This is a genomic window from Streptomyces sp. Ag82_O1-12, assembly GCF_900182715.1.
Classification (GTDB): domain Bacteria; phylum Actinomycetota; class Actinomycetes; order Streptomycetales; family Streptomycetaceae; genus Streptomyces; species Streptomyces massasporeus.
On the sequence record NZ_FXUW01000001.1, the window covers coordinates 5,051,372 to 5,072,270 of the forward strand.

The following is a 20,899-nucleotide window of genomic DNA, read 5'->3' on the forward strand; positions in this document are numbered from 1 at the left end:
AGTACACGGAGTTGAGCCCGGGGTCTGACGTATCTCCCTGGCCGATTTGGTCAGATGGTGACCACGGAAAACACCACTCCTCACCTGTTCGGGTGAGAATGGCGGCTCAGGGACGAGTGCGTGGACGACACGGACAGCCGCCGCCGACCACGGAGGTAGGGCACACATGGCACCGTACGCATCCGACGACAGCACGACCGCCGGGGAGGTCGACGAGCAGCGCTCCGGGCGGCGCAAAGCCGCGCGGTACGTCGTCCCGGTCACGGTGATAGGGGTGGCGGCCGCGACGATCGGGCTGGTCCCCGCACTCGCCGACTCCGGTGACCCCGACCTCCCGGAGATCACCGCGCAGCAGCTCATCGAGAAGATCGCCACGTCGGACGTCCAGCAGGTGGCCGGCACGGTGAAGATCAGCACCGACCTCGGCCTGCCGAACCTCGGCGGCCTGGAGTCCGGCCTGCTCTCCGGCGCCGCGGGCCAGGGCGAGGGCGGCTCCTCCGCCGACCCGACGGCCAAGCTCACCGAACTCGCCTCCGGCACGCACACCCTGCGCGTCGCCGCCGACGGCCCCGACCGGCAGAAGCTGTCGCTGCTGGAGAACGCCGCCGAGTACAGCATCATCCACAACGGCAAGGACGTCTGGGGCTACGACAGCAAGTCCAACGAGGTCTACCACGGCACCTCTTCGAAGAGCCCGGAGCGCGGCAAGGACCAGCAGCCGCCGGCCACGCCGAAGGACTTCGCCGAGGAGGCCCTGAAGGCGGTCGACGACACGACCTCCGTGACCGTCGACGGCACCGCCCAGGTCGCCGGCCGGGACGCCTACAAGCTCGTCGTCAAGCCGAAGCAGTCCGGCTCGACGGTCGGCGCGATCAGCGTCGCGGTGGACGCGAAGACCGGCATGCCGCTGAAGTTCACCCTGACCCCGGCGAGCGGCGGCGCGGCCGTGGTCGACGTCGGCTTCACGAAGGTCAGCTTCGCCAAGCCGGCCGCCTCGACGTTCGACTTCACCCCGCCCAAGGGTGCCAAGGTCACCGAGGAGAAGGACGCCGGCAAGGACTCGGAGAAGGCCCCCGGCAAGGCCTTCGGCAAGGGCGGGGCGCGTGACCACGCCCCGAAGGCCGGGGAGGACTTCGGCCAGGGCCTCGACGGCATGAAGACCATCGGCGAGGGCTGGAACGCCATCGCCACCTTCGACACCGGCGGCGAGGGCGTGCCCTCCGGCGGGGCCGGCGGCGACCTCGGCGGCTTCATGGACTCGCTCGGCGACAAGGTCCACGGAAAGTTCGGCTCGGGCACGGTCTTCTCGACCCGCCTGGTCAACGCCCTCATCACGGACGACGGCAAGGTCTACGCGGGCCTGGTCACCAAGGACGCGCTCGTGAAGGCGGCCGACGCCGGGAAGTAGGTCCCGTAGGCGTACGGGGCGTCGAGAGAACGAGGAAGCCGATGGGCGAGGTGTCCGCCGCGGAACCGGAGCGGAGTGAGGCGCGGGCCGAGACCGGGGAACCGGTCATCGCCACCCGCGGACTCACCAAGCGCTACCGCGGCGGACAGCTCGCCGTCGACGGCCTGGACCTGGCCGTCCCGGCGGGCAGCGTCTTCGGCTTCCTCGGCCCCAACGGCTCCGGCAAGACCACCACCATCCGCATGCTGATGGGCCTCATCGAGCCCACCTCCGGCACGGCCCGGGTGCTGGGGCAGCCCATGCCCCGGGCCACCCGCGCCGTGCTGCCGCACGTCGGCGCCCTCATCGAGGGCCCCGCCCTCTACGGCTTCCTCTCCGGCCGCGACAACCTGATCCGCTACGACAGCGCCGACCCGGCCGCCGACCCGCGCACCCGGCGCGCCCGGGTCGCCTCGGCCCTGGACCGGGTGGGCCTGACGGCCGCGGCGGGCAAGAAGGCCAAGGCGTACTCCCTGGGCATGAAACAGCGGTTGGGCCTCGCGGCCGCGCTGCTCCAGCCGCGCCGGCTGCTCGTCCTCGACGAGCCGACCAACGGTCTCGACCCGCAGGGCATGCGCGAGATCCGCACCCTGGTCCGGGAACTGGCCTCGGACGGCACGACCGTCTTCCTCTCCTCCCACCTCCTCGACGAGATCGAGCAGGTCTGCACCCACGTGGCCGTGATGGCGCAGGGCCGGCTGCTCACACAGGGCCCGGTCGCCGAGCTGTCCGCCGGGGCGCGCGGCAGGCTGGTCGTGATGACACCGGACCCGGCGGAGGCGGCCCGGGTGCTGAAGGAGCAGGGCGTCGGCGACGTCGTCGTCACCGACGACCGGGTGACCGGCGAACCACCGGACCGCGACCTCGCCGAGGTGAATGCCGCGCTGGTGACGGCCGGGGTCCGGGTGCGCGGATTCACGGTCGAACGGGCCTCGCTGGAGGACGCGTTCGTGGCGCTGACGGGGGAGGGCTTCGATGTCGCGGGCTGATCTGAGCGCCCCTCAGGGGCATGGGGAACTGCGCGACCGGCCACAGACGGCCCGCACCCGCCGTACGATCTTCCGCGCCACCCTCCTCCGCAACGAACTACTGACCACGTTCCGCCGCTGGCGCACCTTGGTCCTGCTGGCGGTGTTGGCGGCCGTCCCCGTCCTCGTGGGCATCGCGGTGAAGATCGAGACCGGCGACGGTTCCTCGGCCGGCCCCGGAGGCGGGGGCGGCGGACCGGCGTTCATCTCGCAGATCACCAACAACGGCCTGTTCCTCGTCTTCACCGCCCTGGCCGCCACGCTCCCGTTCTTCCTGCCGATGGCGATCGGTGTCGTCGCGGGAGACGCGATCGCCGGCGAGGCCAACTCCGGCACGCTCCGCTATCTGCTGGTCGCCCCGGCCGGCCGCAGCCGCCTGCTGCTCACCAAGTACGCGACGGTCGTCGTCTTCTGCCTGGCCGCCACACTCGTGGTCGCCGTGTCGGCGCTGACGGTCGGCGCGCTGCTCTTCCCGCTCGGCGATCTGACGACCATCTCCGGTACGCGGATCAGCTTCGCCGAGGGCCTGGGCAGAGCCCTGCTGATCGCCCTGGCCGTCGCCGCGTCACTGATCGGCGTCGCCGCGCTCGGTCTGTTCGTCTCGACCATGACGGGCAGCGGCATCGCGGCGATGGCGACCACGGTCGGCCTGCTGATCACGGTCCAGATCCTCGACCAGATCCCGCAACTGCACGCCCTCCAGCCGTACTTCTTCTCCCACTACTGGCTCTCCTTCGCCGACCTCATGCGCGAGCCGGTCTACTGGGACGACCTGACGAAGAACCTGGGCCTCCAGGCCCTGTACGCGGCGGTGTTCGGATCGGCGGCGTGGGCGCGCTTCACGGCGAAGGACGTCACCGCGTAACGCTCAGTCCTCGTACAGGAACCTGGCCAGGGGTGCCTCCTGCTCGAAGAAGGTCTTGGCGCGGGTCAGTGCCGCGTCGTCGGTCAGCACGTCACCGGGCTTGCTGCCGTTGCCGAGCAGTACCCCGCCGAAGCGCATCCCCATGTACGCCGCGGAGTTGTGGAGCGTCCCGACCAGCGGGTCGGCGACCACCTCCTGTGTGTGCGCGAGGGCGGTGACGCCCCACAGGGTGCGGCCGGCCAGGGTCGCCTTGAAGTCGAGGCCGGGCGTGCGCAGCCAGCCCGACCAGTAGTCGAGGTAGCGCTTGGTCTGCGCGGAGACCGAGTACCAGTACAGGGGCGAGACGATCACGATGTCCGTCGCGGCGAGCGTGGCGTCCAGCAGCCGGGCCACGTTGCCCTCGGTCGGGCGGACGTGGTCGCTGTCGTGCCGCAGGTCCTCGAAGTCCGGCACGGGGAGCTCGGTGAGGTCGATCCACTCCTGCTCGACGTCCGGGGGCAGCTGCTCGGCGGCCCGGCGGGCCAGCAGCTCGGAGTTGCCCTCGGCGCGAGCGCTGCCCAGGACGAAAAGGAAACGGCGGGTCATGGTGTCCCCCAGAGGAAGAAGGGCGTACGGCGATTACAGGCGTATGCATCATATGCGTGCGCATTCAAATTCGCCAGGGGTGCCCGTCAGCCTCCGGTCCGCGCCTCCGCCTCCCGCGCCACGGCCGGCAGCAGCGCCTCCCGCCCGTGCGGCGCGACCAGCTGCAGCCCGGCCGGGCAGCCGTCGCTGCCGAACCCCGCGGGCAGGCTCAGGGCAGGATGTCCGCTGAGGTTGAACGCCCAGGTGAGTGAGGTGGAGTAGCGCTCCCCGGGCCCCTCGTGGCCATGCGGGGCGGTGGGGGCCGTGGGTGTCAGCAGCAGCTCGGCGTCGGCGAACAGGGCGGCGAGCCGCCGGTCGTTCTCGGCCCGGACGTGGTGGGCCCCGGCCAGGTCGGCGCCGGGCGTGCGCAGCGCGAGCCATGCGGGCCCGGGATCCATGAGCCGCACCGGCACCCGCGGCCGTACGAGCCGTATGACACCCGCGGCCACGAGCCGTTCCACCGCGGCGCGGCCGAGCGCGACCGGCTCCGGATCGGGCCCGGCGAAACCGAGGTCGGGGGACCAGACTGCGGTGACGGGGAGGGTGGGCAGGGCAGGCTCCGGCTCGCCCGCCACCACCTGCCACCAGCTCGCCGCGTCCGCGGCGGAACGGGCGAGCACACCGGGGACCGCGAGCCCCGTACGGTCGGCGGAGGGCAGCCGCCCGGCCGTGGTCTTCAGCCCGACCACCCCGCACCACGCCGCAGGGATCCGCACCGACCCGGCCCCGTCGCTGCCCGTCGCCAGCGGCACCAGCCCGGCAGCCACGGCCGCCGCCGCCCCGGCCGACGAGCCGCCCGGCGTACGGTCGGCCCGCCACGGATTGACGGTACGGCCCCGGGTCCCGAGCCCCCAGGTCTGCCAGGGCGTGCCGGGCCCGGGCACGGACGTCGCCCCCACGGCCACGGCCCCGGCCGCGAGCAGCGGACCCGCCGTGCGCAGCCCGTGCCGCCCCTTCACGGCGACGGGCACCCCGGCCAGCGGAAGGGAGAGATCCGCGCCCCGCCGGTCGAGTCGCCGGTCCACCTCACCCGCCCGCCGCAGCGCCTCCTCGCCCCACACCTCGACGAACGCGCACAGCTGCGGATCGGTCCGCTCGATCCGGTCCAGGGCCTCCGCGACCACGTCCGCCGCGCGCAGCTCCCGGGCTGTTACACCCGCCGCGATCTCCACGGCCGACAGGGGCGCGGCCGGCCCGGGGGCGGCCGTCAGCGTGCCGCTCCCGTCAGCCGGGCCAGGGCCTCCGTCTCGCGCGGCGGGTGACCGAGCTCGCCGAGCCGCCAGGACGGCACCCACGGGACGCGGTAGACGTCGATGACCGACTCCAGCGCCCTGACCCGCTGGGTGAGCGGGCGCGGCAGCCGGCCCGGGGCGTCCGCCACGAGGACGACGGCGTCCAGGTCGAGCCCCTGCGGAGCCCTGCCGCGCCGGAAGATCTCCACCGCCCCGGCGACCGTGTCCAGCCCGGCCGCGTGCGTCCGCGCGACCAGCAGCACCGACGGGGGATCGCCCGGCCCGGGCCAGGACCGGCCGCAGTCGTGGCCGCCATAGACCGCGGCGAGCGTGGAGACGCCCGCGCCGCCGTGCGTGCCGACCCAGGAGAAACGCCGTGCCGCGGCATGGGCGTGCGCGGGTTCGGGCGGCACCGGTTCCGGGGGCGTCACCGGGCCGCGCAGCCAGATCTCCGGTCCCTGTCGCCTGCCTGTGTGCATGCCCCTCTCCTCCCTCGTACGCCCGCTCTTCATGCCCGTCGCCACGACCGAGCCGGGGCCGACGGCCCTTGGGACGAGCCTGTGACACCGTGGTGACGTGAGAAACCGGGGCGAGCGGACACACTCGACCGTAGGTGTACGACGCCGAGTGAGGGGACGATGTCGCGACTCAGCCGCGAGAAGAAGCGGGAACAGAAGCAGGCCGCACGCGCGGCGACCCCGGCGGCGCCGATCGACGTCCATGTCCCCGGGGCCGGAACGGACGTGGGAGGGGGAGCCGGCGGGGTGTCCGACGGTGCCTCCGTCGGTGGCGTCCCGGTCTTCGCGGCCCCCGGTGAGGAGATCCAGCGGGCCGTTCTGAACCGCCTCCACCACATCGCCCTCGCCTCCGGCCACCCCGTCCTCGCCACGATCCGCGACGAGCGCATCGGCTACGTCGTCCCGCTCCAGGTCGACCCGGACGGCTCCAGCCACTTCACGGCCGAGCCGGTCGCCACGGCCCCGCCGGAGCCGCCGCGGCACGCCCGTGGTGACATGCCGCCGGAGCCCCAGCACGCCCGAGGCATCGACGCCGTGCAGCCGCCGATGCCTCAGCCTGCCCGGGGTGCCGACGCCGTGCAGCCGCCGGTGCCTCAGCCCGCCCGGGGTGCCGACGCCGTGCAGCCGCCGATGCCTCAGCCTGCCCGGGGTGCCGACGCCGTGCAGCCGCCGATGCCTCAGCCCGCCCGGGGTGCCGACGCCACGACGCCGCCCGAGCCGGAGCACGCCCGGAGCGGCGACGCCCCGGCGCCCGAGCCCCAGCACGCGCGCGAAGACAGCGCCACGCACGTGTTGCGCCCGCCGCAGGCGTCCGGCTCGGCCCCGACGTTCCCGCTGCGGGCCGTGCCCGAGCCGCAGCCGGCCGATGAACCCGTGCCGACGTTCGAGCTGCGCGCCGTACCGGAGTCGGCGGAGCCCGCGCCGGGGCCCGCGCCGCAGGACGTGCCACCGGCCCCGGGCACGGCCATGCCGCCCGGCACCGTCGCGCCGCCCACCGGCGCGTTCGGCCCGCCCCCGCCCATGGACGCGAGGCCGCTCCCCGTTCCGGAAACACCCCCGGCTCCGCGACCCGGGGCGCTCCCCGACCACGCCCTGATCGCCGCCGACCCCGACCCCAAGCCCACCCCTCCGCGCGGCTTCGACGCCGTCGCGGAGGCCGTGCTCGGGGACGAACCCCTCACCGCCCCGGGCGACCCCGGAGCGCCCGCGCTCCTCGCGGAGCCGGTCGGGCGGATCAACGAGGCGGTGAAGGAGGGCAGGATCGAGGACGCCGCCGGGCTGGCGGAGCAGACCGTCCGACAGGCGTCGGGGGCGCTGGGGCCGGAGCACCCCGAGGTGCTCCGGCTGCGCGAACTCACCGCGTACATCGCCTACTTGACGGGCGACCCGCTCCGCGCCTGCCGGCTGTCGCTCGACCTGGCCGGTGCCCGCCGCCGGGCCGGCGACGCGGAGGCCGCCTACGGCAACGTAGAGAGCGCGGCCACCGCCTGGCGGGCGGTGCGCGACCCGGCGCTGGGGCTGGAGCTGGGGCGGGACCTGATCGGCCTGTGGACGGAACTCGCCGCGGAGGGCGGCCCGGCCGCCGAGGAGGTCGAGCAGCTGGAGTCGGCCCGCGCCCGCATGGGCCGTCTCACCGAACGCGCCGCCCGCAACCCGTAGGCGCTTTGCCGGGGGCTACTCCGACAGCTCCCACACCGCGTACGCGAGGGCGTCGCTGTTGCGGTTCAGGGCGGTGTCGTTGATGTTGGCGGTGGTGTCGCAGGAGGAGTGGTAGCAGCGGTCGAAGGCTCGCCCCGCCGTACCGCCCCACTTGGCCGCCTGCGCCGCCGTCATCGTCCGGCTCGCCCCGGTGAACAGACCGCCCACCGGCACGCCCGCGCTCTTGAAGGGCGCGTGGTCGGAGCGGCCGTCGCCCTCGGTCTCGATCTCGGTCGGGACGCCGATGCCGCCGAAGTAGTCCTTGAAGGTCTTCTCGATCGCCGGGTCGTCGTCGTAGACGAAGTAGCCGGGGTTCGGGGAGCCGATCATGTCGAAGTTCAGGTAGGCGCTGATCCTGGAACGGTCGCCGGTGGCCAGCTGGTTGACGTAGTAGCGGGAGCCGACCAGGCCGAGTTCCTCCGCGCCCCACCAGGCGAACCGCAGGTGCTTGGTGGGCTTCAACTGCGCCCGGGACACGGCCAGGGCGGTCTCCAGGACGGCGGCCGAGCCGGAGCCGTTGTCGTTGATGCCGGCACCCGAGGAGACGCTGTCGAGGTGCGAGCCGGCCATCACGACCTGGTTCGCGTCGCCGCCCGGCCAGTCGGCGATCAGATTGTAGCCGGTGCGGCCGGACGCGGTGAACTGCTGGATCGCGGTGGTGTACCCGGCGGCGTCCAGCTTGGCCTTCACGTAGTCGAGCGAGGCCTTGTAGCCGGCCCTGCCGTGCGCCCGGTTGCCGCCGTTGGCGGTGGCTATGGACTGCAACTGGGACAGGTGGGTCTTGACGTTCGCCACGGGTATGTCCGGCGCGGCGGCGGATCTGGAAGGAGCGGATGACGCGGCGTCGGCCACGGCACCGCCGGTCAGGAGCATGGCTGTTGCCATGCCGCCCGCGGCGACGGCGCGCGCGGAAACGGAGAGCTTCATGTGGGGGCTCCGGATTCCGTCGGGAAGCCCGTGGGGTGTCCACGGGCCGCCCACAGTGAATGGGGTGCCTGGATGGTGAAGCTGGTACTGACTCTCCGTCAAGGTGCGTATTTGGCCAGGGCGTTACGGAGTGCAGGGCTCCGGCGTCCGTGTCGCGGGGTGCGGAACCCGGTCCCCGCTCGGCGTCCGTGTCGCGGGGCGCAGAACCCGGTCCCCGCTCGGCGTCCGTGTCGCGGGGCGCGGAACCCGGTCCTCACCGGCGCCCATGTCACTGCACGCAGAACTCGTTCCCCTCCGGGTCCGCCATGACGACCCACTCGCCGCCCTGCTCCTTCACCCGCCGCAGCGCACCGGCCCCGAGCCCCTCCAGCCGTGCGACCTCCTCGTCGCGGCGCCCCGCGCCCGGGTGCAGATCGAGGTGCAGCCGGTTCTTGCCCGTCTTCGCCTCCGGCACCCGCTGGAACAGCAGCCTCCGCCCCAGCCCGGTCCCGCTCTCCTCCTCGTACGGATCCTCGGGGTGCCGTACGGCGACCAGGTCCCGGAAGGCGCGGCGGCCGTGGAACTCGACCGTGGCCTCCTCCGGCAGAGCGCCGAAGCCGAGCAGCTTCCCGATCAGGGCGCTGTTGTCCTCGACCTCGTAGTGAAGGGCGGCAGCCCAGAAGTCGGCCTGCGCGTGCGGGTCGTTCGCGTCGATGACGAGTTTCCAGTGCACGGGGGTCGGAGATGCGGGCGTCTGTGTCATGTAACCACTTATACTGGTTAGGTGAGTGGACGCGTGGGGGAAACGCCGGATCGAACGCCCGGTCTGACACTGGTCTCGGGCCAGGGCAAGCCCTACCGCTTCGACCCCGGCACCCTGTGCCTGGAGCTGACGGTGACGGGCGGCCCCGGGGCCTTCGCCCGCTGGGAAGTGCTGCACGAACCCGCCGACCTGGTCACCTGGGCCGGGCGCAGCCGGCTGCCGGACGGACTGGACCTCACCGTCTCCGCCGCGGAACTGCAACGGGCCCGGACCCTGCGCGACGCGGTGTTCCTGCTCGCGGCCGACCGCGCCCACGGCCGCCCCCTGCGCACCGCACAGCTGGACGTCGTCAACGCGGCAGCGGCCGCGCCCCCGCTCGTCGCCCGCATCGAGCCCGACGGCGCCCGGGCCTGGGCCCCGGGCGCCACCGGCACCCACCTGCTCGCGACCGTCGCCCGCGACGCGATCGACCTGTTCACCGGGCCCCACGCCGACCGCGTCCGCGAGTGCGGCGCCCACAACTGCCACCTGCTCTTCGTCGACACCTCCCGCCCGGGCCGCCGTCGCTGGTGCGCGATGGAGCACTGCGGAAACCGCGAGAAGGTCCGGGCGCACCGCGCCCGCCACACGTCTACGCAGTCGTAGCCTCCGCGGCCTGAGCCGCACGCGTGTCGTACGCGGTCCGGGCCGCCGCGATCTCCTCCTGGTGCGCCTCCGTCCAGGTCACCAGGGACTGGATCGTGGTGTGCAGCGTCCTGCCGAGGGAGGTCAGTTCGTACTCCACCCGCGGCGGGACCACCGGGTACACCGTCCGCTTCACCATGCCGTCCCGCTCCAGCGAGCGCAGGGTCACCGTCAGCATCCGCTGGCTGACACCGTCGATCTCCCGGCGCAGCTCGGTGAAGCGCAGCCGCCGGTTGTCCAGCAGCGCGATGACCAGCAGCGACCACTTGTCGGCGATCCGGTCGAGGATCTGCCGGACCTGGCAGTCCTCCCGGGTGTCCCACTGGAAGGGATCGGCGTCGCCGTGGCCCACGGTGCTCTCACAGTGACTCGGTGACTTCGAAGTGCCTTCTTCCATGTCCATCGATGCTGCCGCAGGGTGGGCCGTGGTTACAAGAGGGAACCGACCCTCACTTGCGTAACCGCCCCTTACCGGAGGAGTGTTGACTCATGGGCACCCGTGCCTGGGCGCTGCTGCTCGTTCTGTGCGGAACGATCTTCCTCGAGGGCATCGACGTCGCGATGATGGCGGTGGCGATCCCGGCCGTCCGCGCCGATCTCGGCCTCGCCACCGGCACCGCGGCCTGGGTGATGAGCGCCTATGTGCTCGGCTACGCCGGCTTCACCCTGCTGGGCGGGCGAGCCGCCGACCTGCTCGGACGGCGGCGGATGTTCCTGCTCTGGCTGACCGTCTTCCTCGCCTTCTCGGGGCTCGGCGGCTTCGCGACGGGGGGCTGGATGCTCATCGTCGCCCGGTTCGTCACGGGCGTCGCCGCCGCGTTCATGACCCCGGCGGCGCTCTCCCTGATCACCACGTCCTACGACGAGGGCCCGCCGCGCAACAAGGCCCTGCTGGTCTTCGCCGGAACGGGCGCGGCCGGCTTCTCCCTCGGCCTGGTGATCGGCGGCCTGCTCACCGAGATCGGCTGGCGCTGGGTGTTCTTCGCCCCCGTGCTGCTGGCCGCCGCCCTGCTCCTCGCGGCCGTACGCCTGATCCCGCGGCGCGACGCCCCGCCCAAGCGGGGGCGCACCTTCGACCTGCCCGGCGCGGTCACCGCCGCCGGCGCCATGCTGCTCGCCGCCTACACCGTCGTGCGCCTGGAGCACGGCCTGCACCACTGGCCGCTCACCCTGGCCTCGGGCCTCGCGGCGGTGATCACGGCCGGCGTCTTCGTCGCGGTCGAGCGCCGCTGCCCCGACCCGCTCGTCCGGCTCGGCATGCTGCGCTGGAGCCCGGCCCTGCGCGCCGACCTCGGGGCGCTGCTCTTCCTCGGCGCCTTCTTCGGCTTCCAGTTCGTCGTCACGCTCTACTTGCAGGAGCTGCGCGGCTGGTCGTCCCTGCAGACGGCGGTGGCCCTGGTCGTCATGGGCATCGACGCCGTCCTGGCGCCGACGCTCACGCCCAGACTGGTCGCCCGCTTCGGCCACGCCCGGGTGATCGCCGGCGGTTTCGTCCTGGCCGTGGCCGCGTACGCGCTGTTCCTGCCGGTCGGCATGGACTGGTCCTACGCCATGATGTTCCCGACCCTGCTGCTCTCCGGCTTCGCGTTCGCCCTGGCCTACGGACCGCTGACGATCGCGGCGACGGACGGGGTGGCCGGGTCGGAGCAGGGCCTGGCCGGCGGGCTGCTGACCACCGCCACCCAGTTCGGCTCCGCGATCGGGATCTCGGCGGTGACCGCGGTCTACGGCCTGGCGTCCACCGGGTCCGGCCCGGAGGCCACGCTCTCGGCGTTCCGCGCGGCACTGACCGTGCCGGTCGCCCTGGTGGTGCTCGGCACGCTGATCTCGCTGGTCAGCGTCCGGGAGGCCCGGCGGGCGGCGCGCAGGGCGTCCCAGGTGAGCAGCGTCAACGCCAGCCACACCAGCGCGAACCCGGCCCAGCGCTCCGGCGGCATCTCCTCGTGGAAGTAGAGGATGCCGAGCAGGAACTGCAGGACCGGCGTCGAGTACTGAAGCAGGCCGATGGTGGACAGGGGCACGCGGATCGCGGCCGCGCCGAAGCAGACCAGGGGGAGCGCGGTGACGATGCCGGCCGAGGCGAGCAGCGCCGCGTGCCCCGTGCCCTCGCCGGCGAAGGTGGAGTCGCCCCGCGCGGACAGCCACACCAGGAAGCCGAGCGCGGGCAGGAACTGGATCACGGTCTCGGCGGCCAGCGACTCGATGCCGCCGAGGCCCACCTTCTTCTTCACCAGCCCGTAGGTGGCGAAGGACAACGCGAGACAGAGCGAGATCCACGGGGGCCGGCCGTAGCCGATGGTCAGCACGACGACCGCGACGACGCCGGTCCCGACGGCCGCCCACTGCACCGGCCGCAGCCGCTCCTTCAGCAGCAGCACGCCCATCGCGATGGTGACCAGCGGGTTGATGAAGTATCCGAGCGAGGCCTCGACCACGTGCCCGGAGTTCACGGACCAGATGTACAGGCCCCAGTTGACGGTGATGACCGCCGCCGCGACCGTGATCAGCGCCAGCTTGCGGGGCTGCCGCAGCAGCTCACCGGCCCAGGCCCAGCGGCGCATCACCAGCAGGGCGGCGCCCACGAACACCAGCGACCACACCATCCGGTGGGCCAGGATCTCCACCGCGCCGGCCGGCTTCAGCAGGGGCCAGAACAGGGGGACGAGCCCCCACATCCCGTAGGCCGCGAAGCCGTTCAGCAGTCCTATGTGCCGCTCACCCCTCGGCTTGCCGGTCACGGGCCCCTCCTTCGCGCCTGGCGTGTGTCCGCGTGGACGACGGTAACGCCGAGCGCCCCCGGCTGTCATGCCCGTATCGGCATACGGTCATGACAGTCCGGGGGTGAGGTGACGGCGGGGGAGTGTCAGCCCTTGAGCGCGGCGGCGATGGCCTCGGCGAACGGGGTGGTCGGGCGGCCGGCCAGGCGGGACAGGTCGCCGGTGGGGACGACCAGCTCGCCCTTCTCGATGGCGGCGTCGACACCCGCGAGGATCTGGGCGAACGGCTCCGGCAGGCCCGCGCCGGTCAGGATGCCGACGAGGGCCTCGGGGGAGACGGCGTTGTAGGCGATCTCCTTGCCGGTCTGCCGGCTCAGCTCGGCCGCGTACTCGGCGAAGCTCCAGGGGGTGTCGCCGCCCAGCTCGTACGTCTTGTTCTCGTGCCCCTCACCGGTCAGTACGGCGACGGCGGCAGCGGCGTAGTCGGCGCGGGAGGCGGAGGAGACCTTGCCCTCACCGGCGGCGGCGACGACCGCGTTGTGCTCCAGCACCGGGGCGAGGTTCTCGGTGTAGTTCTCGTGGTACCAGCCGTTGCGCAGCAGCGCGTAGGGCACGCCGGAGTCCAGCAGGATCTCCTCGGTGCCGCGGTGGTCGTCGGCGAGCGCGGCGGTCAGGGTGCCGGGGGCGCTGGTGTAGGCGAGCAGGGCGACACCGGCGGCCTTGGCGGCGTCGATGACGACCTTGTGCTGCTGCACCCGGCCCTTGTCGAACTCGTTGCCGGAGATCAGCAGCACCTTGTCGCCCGCGGTGAAGAGGCCGTCGTAGGAGGCGGGGTCGTTGTAGTCGGCGAGAGCGACCTTCACGCCGCGCTCCGCGAAGTCGGCGGCCTTCTCCGCGGAACGCGTGACCGCGGTGATCTGCCCGGCGGGCACCTTCTCCAGCAGCTGCTCCACGACGTGGCGGCCCAGGTGTCCGGTGGCTCCGGTGACGACGATGCTCATGGTGAGGACTCTCCTTGTGGGGTGCGTTGGCACTAACCCTAGGGGATGCGCTAACTCTTCGAAAGTACCCACTTTGAAGTAAGGTACTGGCATGTCGGTAAGTAACAGTGAAGCCCTGTGCCCCTACCGCCTGGTCCTGGAGCACGTGACCAGCCGCTGGGGCGTGCTCGTCCTCACCGAACTCCTGAACCGCCCCTACCGCTTCAGCGAACTGCGCCGCGCGATCAGCGCCCTCGGAAGCCGGGGCGTCAGCGAGAAGATGCTGACCCAGACCCTCCAGACCCTGGAGCGCGACGGACTCGTCCACCGCGACGCCAAGCCCGTCATCCCGCCGCGCGTCGACTACTCCCTCACGGACCTGGGCCGCGAGGCCGCCGAGCAGGTGAAGGCCCTCGCGGCCTGGACGCGCCGGCGCATGGACGAGGTGGAGCAGGCCCGCCGGGCGTACGACGAGGCCCGGGCCGCGTCTTAGGCGGCCCGGGCCTCGGGGGTTCCCTTCGGCAGGGTCAGCCGACGACCGTCCAGGTGTCGCCGCCCGCCAGCAGCGCGCCCAGGTCGCCCTTGCCGTGCTGCTCGATCGCCGTGTCGAGCTGGTCGGCCATCTGCGTGTCGTAGACGGGCCGCCCGACCGAGCGCAGGACACCGATCGGCGTGTGGTGCAGGGTGTCCGGGTCGGCCAGGCGCGACAGCGCGAACGCCGTGGTCGGGGACGGGGAGTGCGCGTCGTGGACGAGCACCTGGTCCTCGTTGTCCGGCGTCACCGCCACCACCTTCAGATCACCGGTCAGCGGATCCCGGACCACGCCCTTGGCCTGGTCGGCGCCGAACCGGATGGGCTTGCCGTGCTCCAGCCGGATCACGGCCTCCTCGGCCTGCTGCTTGTCCTTCAGGGCGTCGAAGGCGCCGTCGTTGAAGATGTTGCAGTTCTGGTAGATCTCGATCAGCGCCGTGCCCTGGTGGGCGGCGGCCTGGCGCAGCACCTCCGTCAGGTGCTTGCGGTCGGAGTCCACCGTCCGCGCCACGAACGACGCCTCCGCGCCGATCGCCAGCGACACCGGGTTGAACGGCGCGTCCAGCGAGCCCATCGGCGTCGACTTCGTGATCTTCCCGACCTCGGAGGTCGGCGAGTACTGGCCCTTGGTCAGACCGTAGATCCGGTTGTTGAACAGCAGGATCTTGAGGTTGACGTTGCGGCGCAGCGCGTGGATCAGGTGGTTGCCGCCGATGGAGAGCGCGTCACCGTCACCGGTGACGACCCAGACCGACAGATCCCGGCGGGAGCTCGCCAGGCCCGTGGCGATGGCGGGGGCGCGGCCGTGGATGGAGTGCATCCCGTACGTGTTCATGTAGTACGGGAAGCGGGAGGAGCAGCCGATGCCCGAGACGAAGACGATGTTCTCCTTCGCCAGCCCCAGCTCGGGCATGAAGCCCTGCACCGCCGCGAGGACGGCGTAGTCACCGCAGCCGGGGCACCAGCGCACTTCCTGATCGGACTTGAAGTCCTTCAGCGACTGCCTGCCCTCGGCCTTGGGGACGAGAGAAAGCGCCTCGATGGTGCCCGTGCCGTGCGTGGACGTCTCAGCCATCGATGGCCTCCTTCAGCGCCGCGGCGAGCTGCTCCGCCTTGAACGGCATGCCGTTGACCTGGGTGTACGAGTGGGCGTCGACCAGGTACTTCGCCCGGATGAGCGTGGCGAGCTGCCCGAGGTTCATCTCGGGGATCACCACCGTGTCGTAACGCTCCAGCACGGAGCCCAGATTCCGCGGGAAGGGGTTGAGATGGCGCAGATGGGCCTGCGCGACGGACTCCCCGGCCCTGCGCAGCCGCCGCACCGCCGCCGTGATCGGGCCGTACGTCGAGCCCCACCCCAGGACCAGCGTCCTGGCATCGTTGGGGTCGTCCACTTCTACGTCCGGGACGTCGATGCCGTCGATCTTCGCCTGCCGGGTGCGCACCATGAAGTCGTGGTTGGCCGGGTCGTAGGAGATGTTGCCCGTGCCGTCCTGCTTCTCGATGCCGCCGATGCGGTGCTCCAGACCCGGCGTGCCCGGGATCGCCCACGGGCGGGCCAGCGTCTGCGGGTCCCGCTTGTACGGCCAGAACACCTCGGAGCCGTCGTCGAGCGTGTGGTTCGGCCCCTGGGCGAACTGCACCCGCAGGTCCGGCAGCTCCTCGATGTCGGGGATCCGCCAGGGCTCGGAGCCGTTGGCCAGGTAGCCGTCGGACAGCAGGAACACCGGCGTGCGGTACGTCAGCGCGATCCGCGCCGCCTCCAGCGCGGCGTCGAAACAGTCCGCCGGGGTGCGCGGCGCGACCACCGGGACCGGCGCCTCGCCGTTGCGCCCGTACATCGCCTGGAGCAGGTCCGCCTGCTCCGTCTTGGTGGGCAGACCCGTCGACGGGCCGCCGCGCTGGATGTCCACGACCAGCAGCGGCAGCTCCAGGGAGACCGCGAGACCGATCGTCTCCGACTTCAGCGCCACGCCCGGACCGCTCGTAGTGGTCACGGCCAGCGAACCACCGAAGGCCGCGCCCAGCGCGGCCCCGATGCCTGCGATCTCGTCCTCCGCCTGGAAGGTCCGCACGCCGAAGTTCTTGTGTTTGCTCAGCTCGTGCAGGATGTCCGACGCCGGAGTGATCGGGTACGACCCCAGGTACAGCGGCAGATCCGCCTGCCGGCTCGCCGCGACCAGCCCGTACGACAGGGCGAGGTTGCCGGAGATGTTGCGGTAGACACCCGGCGGGAACGCCGTGGCCGCCGGGGCGACCTCGTAGGAGACGGCGAAGTCCTCCGTCGTCTCGCCGAAGTTCCAGCCCGCCCGGAACGCCGCGATGTTGGCCGCCGCGATGTCCGGCTTCTTCGCGAACTTCGACGTCAGGAACTTCTCCGTGCCCTCGGTGGGCCGGTGGTACATCCAGCTCAGCAGGCCCAGCGCGAACATGTTCTTGCTGCGCTCGGCCTCCTTGCGGCTGAGGTCGAACTCCTTCAGCGCCTCGACCGTGAGCGTGGTCAGCGGCACGGGGTGCAGGTGGTAGCCGTCCAGCGACCCGTCCTCCAGCGGGGACGTCTCGTAGCCGACCTTCTGCATCGCCCGCTTGGTGAACTCGTCCGTGTTGACGATCACCTCGGCGCCGCGCGGCAGGTCGCCGATGTTCGCCTTCAGCGCGGCCGGATTCATCGCCACCAGCACGTTCGGCGCGTCACCGGGGGTGAGGATGTCGTGGTCGGCGAAGTGCAACTGGAAGGACGACACACCCGGCAGGGTTCCGGCGGGCGCCCTGATCTCGGCCGGGAAGTTCGGCAGGGTCGACAGGTCGTTGCCGAACGACGCGGTCTCCGAGGTGAAACGGTCACCGGTGAGCTGCATACCGTCACCCGAGTCCCCCGCGAACCTGATGATCACCCGGTCGAGGCGACGGACATCCTTCGCGCCCGCCGCTTTGCGCTGCTCTCCTACGACTGCTCCGTCGGCCTGCTCCGCTGGGCTACTGACCTGGCTGGTCACTGAACTGGACCTCCCTCGAGGACGCTGTTCGGGACAGGCCTTCCCGCAGGCCTCCCCGGATCAACCCTACGACCGCAAGGGTCGCCTTCTTCGGGTCATTCGCATCTTGGACACGACTTTGGGATGATCGCGCGCCCTGACTTGTCCGGATTTTCCGCACGTCTCAAGTAGGGGCGCATCAGGAGTTGAGGTAGGTCAGCACCGCCAGCACCCTGCGGTGGTCGCCCTCGCTCGGGGAGAGACCCAGCTTCAGGAAGATGTTGCTGACGTGCTTCTCGACCGCCCCGTCGCTGACCACGAGCTGCCGCGCGATCGCCGAGTTCGTCCGCCCCTCGGCCATCAGCCCCAGCACCTCGCGCTCCCGGGGGGTGAGCCCCGCCAGCACGTCCTGCTTACGGCTGCGGCCCAGCAACTGCGCGACCACCTCCGGGTCGAGCGCCGTACCGCCCTCGGCCACCCGCACCACCGCGTCCACGAACTCCCGCACCTCGGCCACCCGGTCCTTCAGCAGATAGCCGACCCCCCGGCTCGACCCGGCGAGCAGCTCCGTGGCGTAGCGCTCCTCCACGTACTGCGACAGCACCAGCACCCCGAGTCCCGGGTGCGCCTTGCGCAGCTGCACCGCCGCCCGCACTCCCTCGTCCGTGTGAGTCGGCGGCATCCGCACGTCCGCCACGACCACGTCCGGCAGCTCGCCCTGCGCGTCCAGCTCCGTGATGGTCTTGATCAGAGCCTCGCCGTCACCCACACCGGCGACCACCTCGTGCCCGCGGTCGGTCAACAACCGGGTCAGGCCCTCTCTGAGCAGCACCGAATCCTCGGCGATGACCACCCGCACCCTGTCCTCCACGATGTCCGGCCCCCCACAGCCCGATGCCGCCCGTCCGCAAGCCCACAACGGCTCAGCGCCCACCCGTGCGACGGGTCCAGCATTTCAGGGTCGGAGGGTGCATGGGGGCGGGACCGGCTTCTTGACTGGCCGATCGGGTGGTGAGGGAAAGATGAGGGGCCAGAGGCGACCGCCTCCGGCCCAGTCACGGCTCGCGGGGGTCGAGCCCCCGCGAGCCGTCACCGCACGTGCGCTCCCCGCCACGGCAGCTCGGCGGTCACCCGGGTCGGCCCGCCCACCGGCGAGTCCACCACCAGGATCCCGTCCACCGCGTCGAGCCGGTCCGCCAGTCCCGCGAGACCGGACCCCTGGGACACGTCTGCCCCGCCCACGCCGTTGTCCACGACCTGCAGCATCAGCCGGTTCTCCGTCCGCCACACCTCGACGGCCGCCCACGTCGCCCGCGCGTGCTTGCTGACGTTCTGCAGCAGCTCCGACACCGTGAAGTACGCGATCCCCTCGATCGCCGGCGCCGGCCGCTCGGCCAGGTCGACCTCGACCTGCACCGGCACCGTGCACCGCGACGCCACCGCCGACAGCGCCGCGTCCAGCCCCCGGTCCGTCAGCACCGCCGGATGGATCCCCCGGGCCAGGTCCCGCAGCTCCTGCAACGCCGTCTTCACCTCGCCGTGCGCCTCGTCCACCATCCGCGCGGCCGCCCCCGGGTCCTCCTGGAGCTTCTCCTTGGCCAGACCCAGGTCCATGGCCAGCGCCACCAGCCGGGCCTGCGCCCCGTCGTGCAGATCCCGCTCGATGCGCCGCAGGTCGGCCGCGGCCGTGTCCACCACGACCCCCCGGTCCGACTCCAGCTCCACCACCCGCGAAACCAGCCGCGACGGCCCGAGCAGCCCGTGCACCATCAGCCGGTCCACCATCGTCAGCGCCCGCACGATCCACGGCGTGGCGATCGTGAACAGCAGCCCCACCAGCGCGGTCACCGTGATCTCGAACGGGTTGTCCAGGTAGATCCGGTGCGCCTCGTCGCCGTACAGCTGCACCCCGTCCTGCCCCGCGTACACCGGGAACACCCAGAACCACAGCGGATACGTCAGCAGCGCCCAGCCCAGCGCCCATACGTTCACGGCCACCACGAAGGAGAACACCGCCCAGGGCAGGTGCAGCACCGCGTACAGCAGCGCCCGCCACGAGGCGCCGCTCTTGAGGACGGCCCCCATCCACGCCATCGCGCCCGGCTTCCTCATCCGCAGCGGCTCCGGCTCGGCCACCTCCAGGCCCAGCAGCCCCCGCGCCCGCATCCGCTCCAGCGCCCCGAAACCGCGGCACCCGGCGAGCGCCGCCGCCAGCACCGGCACACCGAGGAACGTGACCAGCAGTCCCGCGCCCAGCGACGCCATCGTGACCGCGTAGGTGAACAGCAGGATGCTGATCGGCAGGCTGAGCAGCACATGGGTGAGCTCCAGCCAGGTGCGGCCCTCGACCGGCGCCCGCAGCACGGCCGGCAGCCGGTGCCGCCGTTCGGTGCTCCCCGGGAAGCTCGACCCGCTGTCGAGCCCGTATCCCTGTCCGTACTCCGTGGCCATCGGCGTCGTCCTTCTCCTCGTCCCGCGGCTGTGCTCTCGTACCTCCACCCTGCTCCGCCGCAGGTCGGCGGACCATGGAGTCCGTCGGCGTCTTGGACGGGGGGTTTTCCCCACCCCGGGGCCCCTGTCCCGGGGCTCCTGTCCCGGGGCTCCTATCCCTGGGCCCCTGTTCCTGGGCCCTACCCCGGGGCTTCTATCCCCGGGCCCTTGTCCTGGAGCCCCTATCCCGCGGCCCCGGACCGGTCACGCCATGGCAGTTCCGCCGTGACCGTCGTCGGGCCGCCCTCGGGCGACTCCAGGACGAACAGCCCGTCGACGGCGTCCAGCCGCTCCGCCAGGCCCTTCATCCCCGTACCGCCGTCGAGGCTCGCGCCCCCCTGCCCGTCGTCCCACACCTGAATGAGCAGCCGGGTGTCGGTCCGCCACACATCCACCGAGGCCGACCTCGCCCGGCTGTGCTTGCTGACGTTCTGCAGCATCTCCGAGACGGTGAAGTAGGCGATGCCCTCGATGGCCGCGGCCGGCCGGTCCGGCAAGTCGACCGTCACCTTCACCGGGACCGTGCAGCGCGAGGCGACCGAGGACAGGGCCGCGTCCAGACCACGGTCGGTCAGGACCGCCGGATGGATGCCGCGCGCCAGATCCCGCAACTCCTGGAGCGCCAGCTTCACCTCGCCGTGCGCCTCCTCGACCATCGCCGCCGCGGCGTCGGGATCCTCCAGCACCTTCTCCTTGGCCAGGCCCAGCCCCATGGCCAGATTCACCAGCCGCGCCTGCGCCCCGTCGTGCAGATCCCGCTCGATGCGCCGCAGGTCCGCCGCGGCTGTGTCCACCACGACCCCCCGGTCCGACTCCAGCTCGGCGATCCGCCGCTCCAGCTCGTCGGAGGGCGACAGCAGCGCCCGCACCATGGCCCGGTCGGCGTTGGTCAGCCCCCGCGCGATGAACGGCAGCACCGGCCACAGCACGAACAGCGAGGCCAGCGTGACCGTGAAGGTGAGCATCCCCCACGGCAGCCGGATGAACTCGTACAGCGCCGTACGCCAGCCCACCGGGTCCTTCAGCTGCATCCACAACTGCTGGACGAAGCCACCCCCGCCCCGCATCCGCAGCCGGCTCGGTTCCTCGATCCGCACCCCGAGCAGCGCCCGGGCCCGCGCCCGCTCCAGCCTGCCCAACTGCCGCGCCCCCACGAGTCCGGCCGCGAGGAGCGGGAACCCGATCACCGTGACGGTCAGCCCGAAACCGGTGGAGAACACCGTCACGACATAGGTGAAACCGAGCAGCGCGACCGGAAGGTTGGCCAGCAGGTGCGCGATTTCCTTCCAGGTGTGCCGGTCGTAGGCGAGCCGGGCCGGCGGCGGACGGTCGTCCTGCCCGGCGGCCCCCCGGGCCGCCGACGTCCCCGGGGACGGAATGCGTTGGGTCATATGCGTTAGCGTGCCCGGCGCCGGGCGACGGCGCCATGAGGTGGACCGC

The 20,899-nt window shown here is 72.2% G+C and carries 19 protein-coding genes and 1 pseudogene; 7 read left to right on the forward strand and 13 right to left on the reverse strand.

Annotated elements, in window-relative coordinates; genetic code table 11:
• Positions 1-166: 166 nt before the first annotated feature.
• Genes QOL88_RS23235 through QOL88_RS23245 form a run of 3 tightly spaced genes read left to right on the forward strand, consistent with a single transcriptional unit; the run spans position 167 to position 3,340 of the window.
• Entirely contained in the window at positions 167-1,408 is a 1,242-nt protein-coding gene (locus QOL88_RS23235) for a LolA family protein (protein WP_097219140.1), read from the forward strand.
• 41 nt (positions 1,409-1,449) lie between these two features.
• Positions 1,450-2,436, forward strand: a complete 987-nt coding sequence (locus QOL88_RS23240) for an ABC transporter ATP-binding protein (protein ID WP_097219142.1) — start codon at positions 1,450-1,452, stop codon at positions 2,434-2,436.
• Positions 2,423-3,340, forward strand: coding sequence for an ABC transporter permease (locus QOL88_RS23245; RefSeq protein ID WP_179878937.1), 918 nt, complete (start codon positions 2,423-2,425; stop codon positions 3,338-3,340). The genes QOL88_RS23240 and QOL88_RS23245 overlap by 14 nt, the downstream gene beginning before the upstream one ends.
• Before the next feature lie 3 nt (positions 3,341-3,343).
• On the opposite strand, the gene QOL88_RS23250 is transcribed toward QOL88_RS23245, so the two are convergent.
• The 3 genes from QOL88_RS23250 to QOL88_RS23260 form a co-directional block, all read right to left on the reverse strand.
• Positions 3,344-3,925 carry a flavodoxin family protein gene (locus QOL88_RS23250; protein ID WP_030839865.1) on the reverse strand — a complete coding sequence of 194 codons (582 nt, stop codon included), beginning with the start codon at positions 3,923-3,925 and terminating at the stop codon, positions 3,344-3,346.
• Between the two features lie 86 nt (positions 3,926-4,011).
• Positions 4,012-5,136, reverse strand: coding sequence for an amidase (locus QOL88_RS23255; protein ID WP_097219144.1), 1,125 nt, complete (start codon positions 5,134-5,136; stop codon positions 4,012-4,014).
• Between the two features lie 35 nt (positions 5,137-5,171).
• Positions 5,172-5,675, reverse strand: coding sequence for a DUF6668 family protein (locus QOL88_RS23260; protein WP_097219147.1), 504 nt, complete (start codon positions 5,673-5,675; stop codon positions 5,172-5,174).
• A 159-nt stretch (positions 5,676-5,834) separates the two neighbouring features.
• Between QOL88_RS23260 and QOL88_RS23265 the strand changes: the two genes are divergently transcribed.
• Entirely contained in the window at positions 5,835-7,373 is a 1,539-nt protein-coding gene (locus tag QOL88_RS23265; protein WP_097219150.1) for a hypothetical protein, read from the forward strand.
• Between the two features lie 15 nt (positions 7,374-7,388).
• Here QOL88_RS23265 and QOL88_RS23270 read toward each other — a convergent pair whose 3' ends face one another.
• Positions 7,389-8,339 carry a M28 family metallopeptidase gene (locus QOL88_RS23270; RefSeq protein ID WP_097219152.1) on the reverse strand — a complete coding sequence of 317 codons (951 nt, stop codon included), beginning with the start codon at positions 8,337-8,339 and terminating at the stop codon, positions 7,389-7,391.
• Positions 8,340-8,607: 268 nt separating this feature from the next.
• Positions 8,608-9,081 (reverse strand): VOC family protein, encoded by a 474-nt coding sequence (locus QOL88_RS23275; RefSeq protein WP_097219154.1) that lies wholly within the window; start codon positions 9,079-9,081, stop codon positions 8,608-8,610.
• A 69-nt stretch (positions 9,082-9,150) separates the two neighbouring features.
• Between QOL88_RS23275 and QOL88_RS23280 the strand changes: the two genes are divergently transcribed.
• Positions 9,151-9,726 (forward strand): CGNR zinc finger domain-containing protein, encoded by a 576-nt coding sequence (locus QOL88_RS23280; RefSeq protein ID WP_097223146.1) that lies wholly within the window; start codon positions 9,151-9,153, stop codon positions 9,724-9,726.
• On the opposite strand, the gene QOL88_RS23285 is transcribed toward QOL88_RS23280, so the two are convergent.
• Positions 9,713-10,162: a winged helix-turn-helix transcriptional regulator gene (locus QOL88_RS23285; RefSeq protein WP_097219157.1), complete on the reverse strand. Its 450-nt coding sequence runs from the start codon at positions 10,160-10,162 to the stop codon at positions 9,713-9,715. The genes QOL88_RS23280 and QOL88_RS23285 overlap by 14 nt on opposite strands.
• Positions 10,163-10,329: 167 nt before the next feature.
• Here QOL88_RS23285 and QOL88_RS23290 point away from each other — a divergent pair.
• A pseudogene (locus QOL88_RS23290) lies at positions 10,330-11,409 on the forward strand (MFS transporter); the annotation flags it as partial.
• Positions 11,410-11,489: 80 nt separating this feature from the next.
• Here QOL88_RS23290 and rarD read toward each other — a convergent pair.
• The gene (gene rarD / locus QOL88_RS23295; protein ID WP_306456184.1) at positions 11,490-12,503 is read right to left on the reverse strand and encodes an EamA family transporter RarD; all 1,014 of its coding nucleotides are present in this window, start codon (positions 12,501-12,503) and stop codon (positions 11,490-11,492) included.
• A gap of 125 nt (positions 12,504-12,628) precedes the next feature.
• The gene (locus QOL88_RS23300; RefSeq protein ID WP_097219162.1) at positions 12,629-13,483 is read right to left on the reverse strand and encodes an SDR family oxidoreductase; all 855 of its coding nucleotides are present in this window, start codon (positions 13,481-13,483) and stop codon (positions 12,629-12,631) included.
• Positions 13,484-13,574: 91 nt separating this feature from the next.
• Between QOL88_RS23300 and QOL88_RS23305 the strand changes: the two genes are divergently transcribed.
• The gene (locus QOL88_RS23305) at positions 13,575-13,955 is read left to right on the forward strand and encodes a winged helix-turn-helix transcriptional regulator (protein WP_097219164.1); all 381 of its coding nucleotides are present in this window, start codon (positions 13,575-13,577) and stop codon (positions 13,953-13,955) included.
• A 34-nt stretch (positions 13,956-13,989) separates the two neighbouring features.
• Here QOL88_RS23305 and QOL88_RS23310 read toward each other — a convergent pair whose 3' ends face one another.
• From QOL88_RS23310 to QOL88_RS23330, 5 genes are all read right to left on the reverse strand, one after another.
• Positions 13,990-15,069: a 2-oxoacid:ferredoxin oxidoreductase subunit beta gene (locus tag QOL88_RS23310; protein WP_097219165.1), complete on the reverse strand. Its 1,080-nt coding sequence runs from the start codon at positions 15,067-15,069 to the stop codon at positions 13,990-13,992.
• Positions 15,062-16,990 carry a 2-oxoacid:acceptor oxidoreductase subunit alpha gene (locus QOL88_RS23315; protein ID WP_097219166.1) on the reverse strand — a complete coding sequence of 643 codons (1,929 nt, stop codon included), beginning with the start codon at positions 16,988-16,990 and terminating at the stop codon, positions 15,062-15,064. The genes QOL88_RS23310 and QOL88_RS23315 overlap by 8 nt, the downstream gene beginning before the upstream one ends.
• Positions 16,991-17,168: 178 nt before the next feature.
• The gene (locus QOL88_RS23320) at positions 17,169-17,828 is read right to left on the reverse strand and encodes a LuxR C-terminal-related transcriptional regulator (protein WP_502961627.1); all 660 of its coding nucleotides are present in this window, start codon (positions 17,826-17,828) and stop codon (positions 17,169-17,171) included.
• A 230-nt stretch (positions 17,829-18,058) separates the two neighbouring features.
• On the reverse strand, positions 18,059-19,420 hold the full coding sequence (locus QOL88_RS23325) for a sensor histidine kinase (protein WP_097219167.1): 1,362 nt from the start codon (positions 19,418-19,420) through the stop codon (positions 18,059-18,061).
• Positions 19,421-19,641: 221 nt separating this feature from the next.
• Complete coding sequence (locus QOL88_RS23330) at positions 19,642-20,850, reverse strand: sensor histidine kinase (RefSeq protein WP_097219168.1); 1,209 nt, start codon at positions 20,848-20,850, stop codon at positions 19,642-19,644.
• Positions 20,851-20,899: the final 49 nt, after the last annotated feature.

Bases quoted from the DNA above. Each gene is read 5' to 3' on its own strand.
- QOL88_RS23235 (WP_097219140.1), top strand. From the start codon at position 167: ATGGCACCGTACGCATCCGACGACAGCACGACCGCCGGGGAGGTCGAC.
- QOL88_RS23240 (WP_097219142.1), top strand. From the start codon at position 1,450: ATGGGCGAGGTGTCCGCCGCGGAACCGGAGCGGAGTGAGGCGCGGGCC.
- QOL88_RS23245 (WP_179878937.1), top strand. From the start codon at position 2,423: ATGTCGCGGGCTGATCTGAGCGCCCCTCAGGGGCATGGGGAACTGCGC.
- QOL88_RS23250 (WP_030839865.1), bottom strand. From the start codon at position 3,925: ATGACCCGCCGTTTCCTTTTCGTCCTGGGCAGCGCTCGCGCCGAGGGC.
- QOL88_RS23260 (WP_097219147.1), bottom strand. From the start codon at position 5,675: ATGCACACAGGCAGGCGACAGGGACCGGAGATCTGGCTGCGCGGCCCG.
- QOL88_RS23265 (WP_097219150.1), top strand. From the start codon at position 5,835: ATGTCGCGACTCAGCCGCGAGAAGAAGCGGGAACAGAAGCAGGCCGCA.
- QOL88_RS23270 (WP_097219152.1), bottom strand. From the start codon at position 8,339: ATGAAGCTCTCCGTTTCCGCGCGCGCCGTCGCCGCGGGCGGCATGGCA.
- QOL88_RS23275 (WP_097219154.1), bottom strand. From the start codon at position 9,081: ATGACACAGACGCCCGCATCTCCGACCCCCGTGCACTGGAAACTCGTC.
- QOL88_RS23285 (WP_097219157.1), bottom strand. From the start codon at position 10,162: ATGGAAGAAGGCACTTCGAAGTCACCGAGTCACTGTGAGAGCACCGTG.
- QOL88_RS23300 (WP_097219162.1), bottom strand. From the start codon at position 13,483: ATGAGCATCGTCGTCACCGGAGCCACCGGACACCTGGGCCGCCACGTC.
- QOL88_RS23305 (WP_097219164.1), top strand. From the start codon at position 13,575: ATGTCGGTAAGTAACAGTGAAGCCCTGTGCCCCTACCGCCTGGTCCTG.
- QOL88_RS23310 (WP_097219165.1), bottom strand. From the start codon at position 15,069: ATGGCTGAGACGTCCACGCACGGCACGGGCACCATCGAGGCGCTTTCT.
- QOL88_RS23325 (WP_097219167.1), bottom strand. From the start codon at position 19,420: ATGGCCACGGAGTACGGACAGGGATACGGGCTCGACAGCGGGTCGAGC.
- QOL88_RS23330 (WP_097219168.1), bottom strand. From the start codon at position 20,850: ATGACCCAACGCATTCCGTCCCCGGGGACGTCGGCGGCCCGGGGGGCC.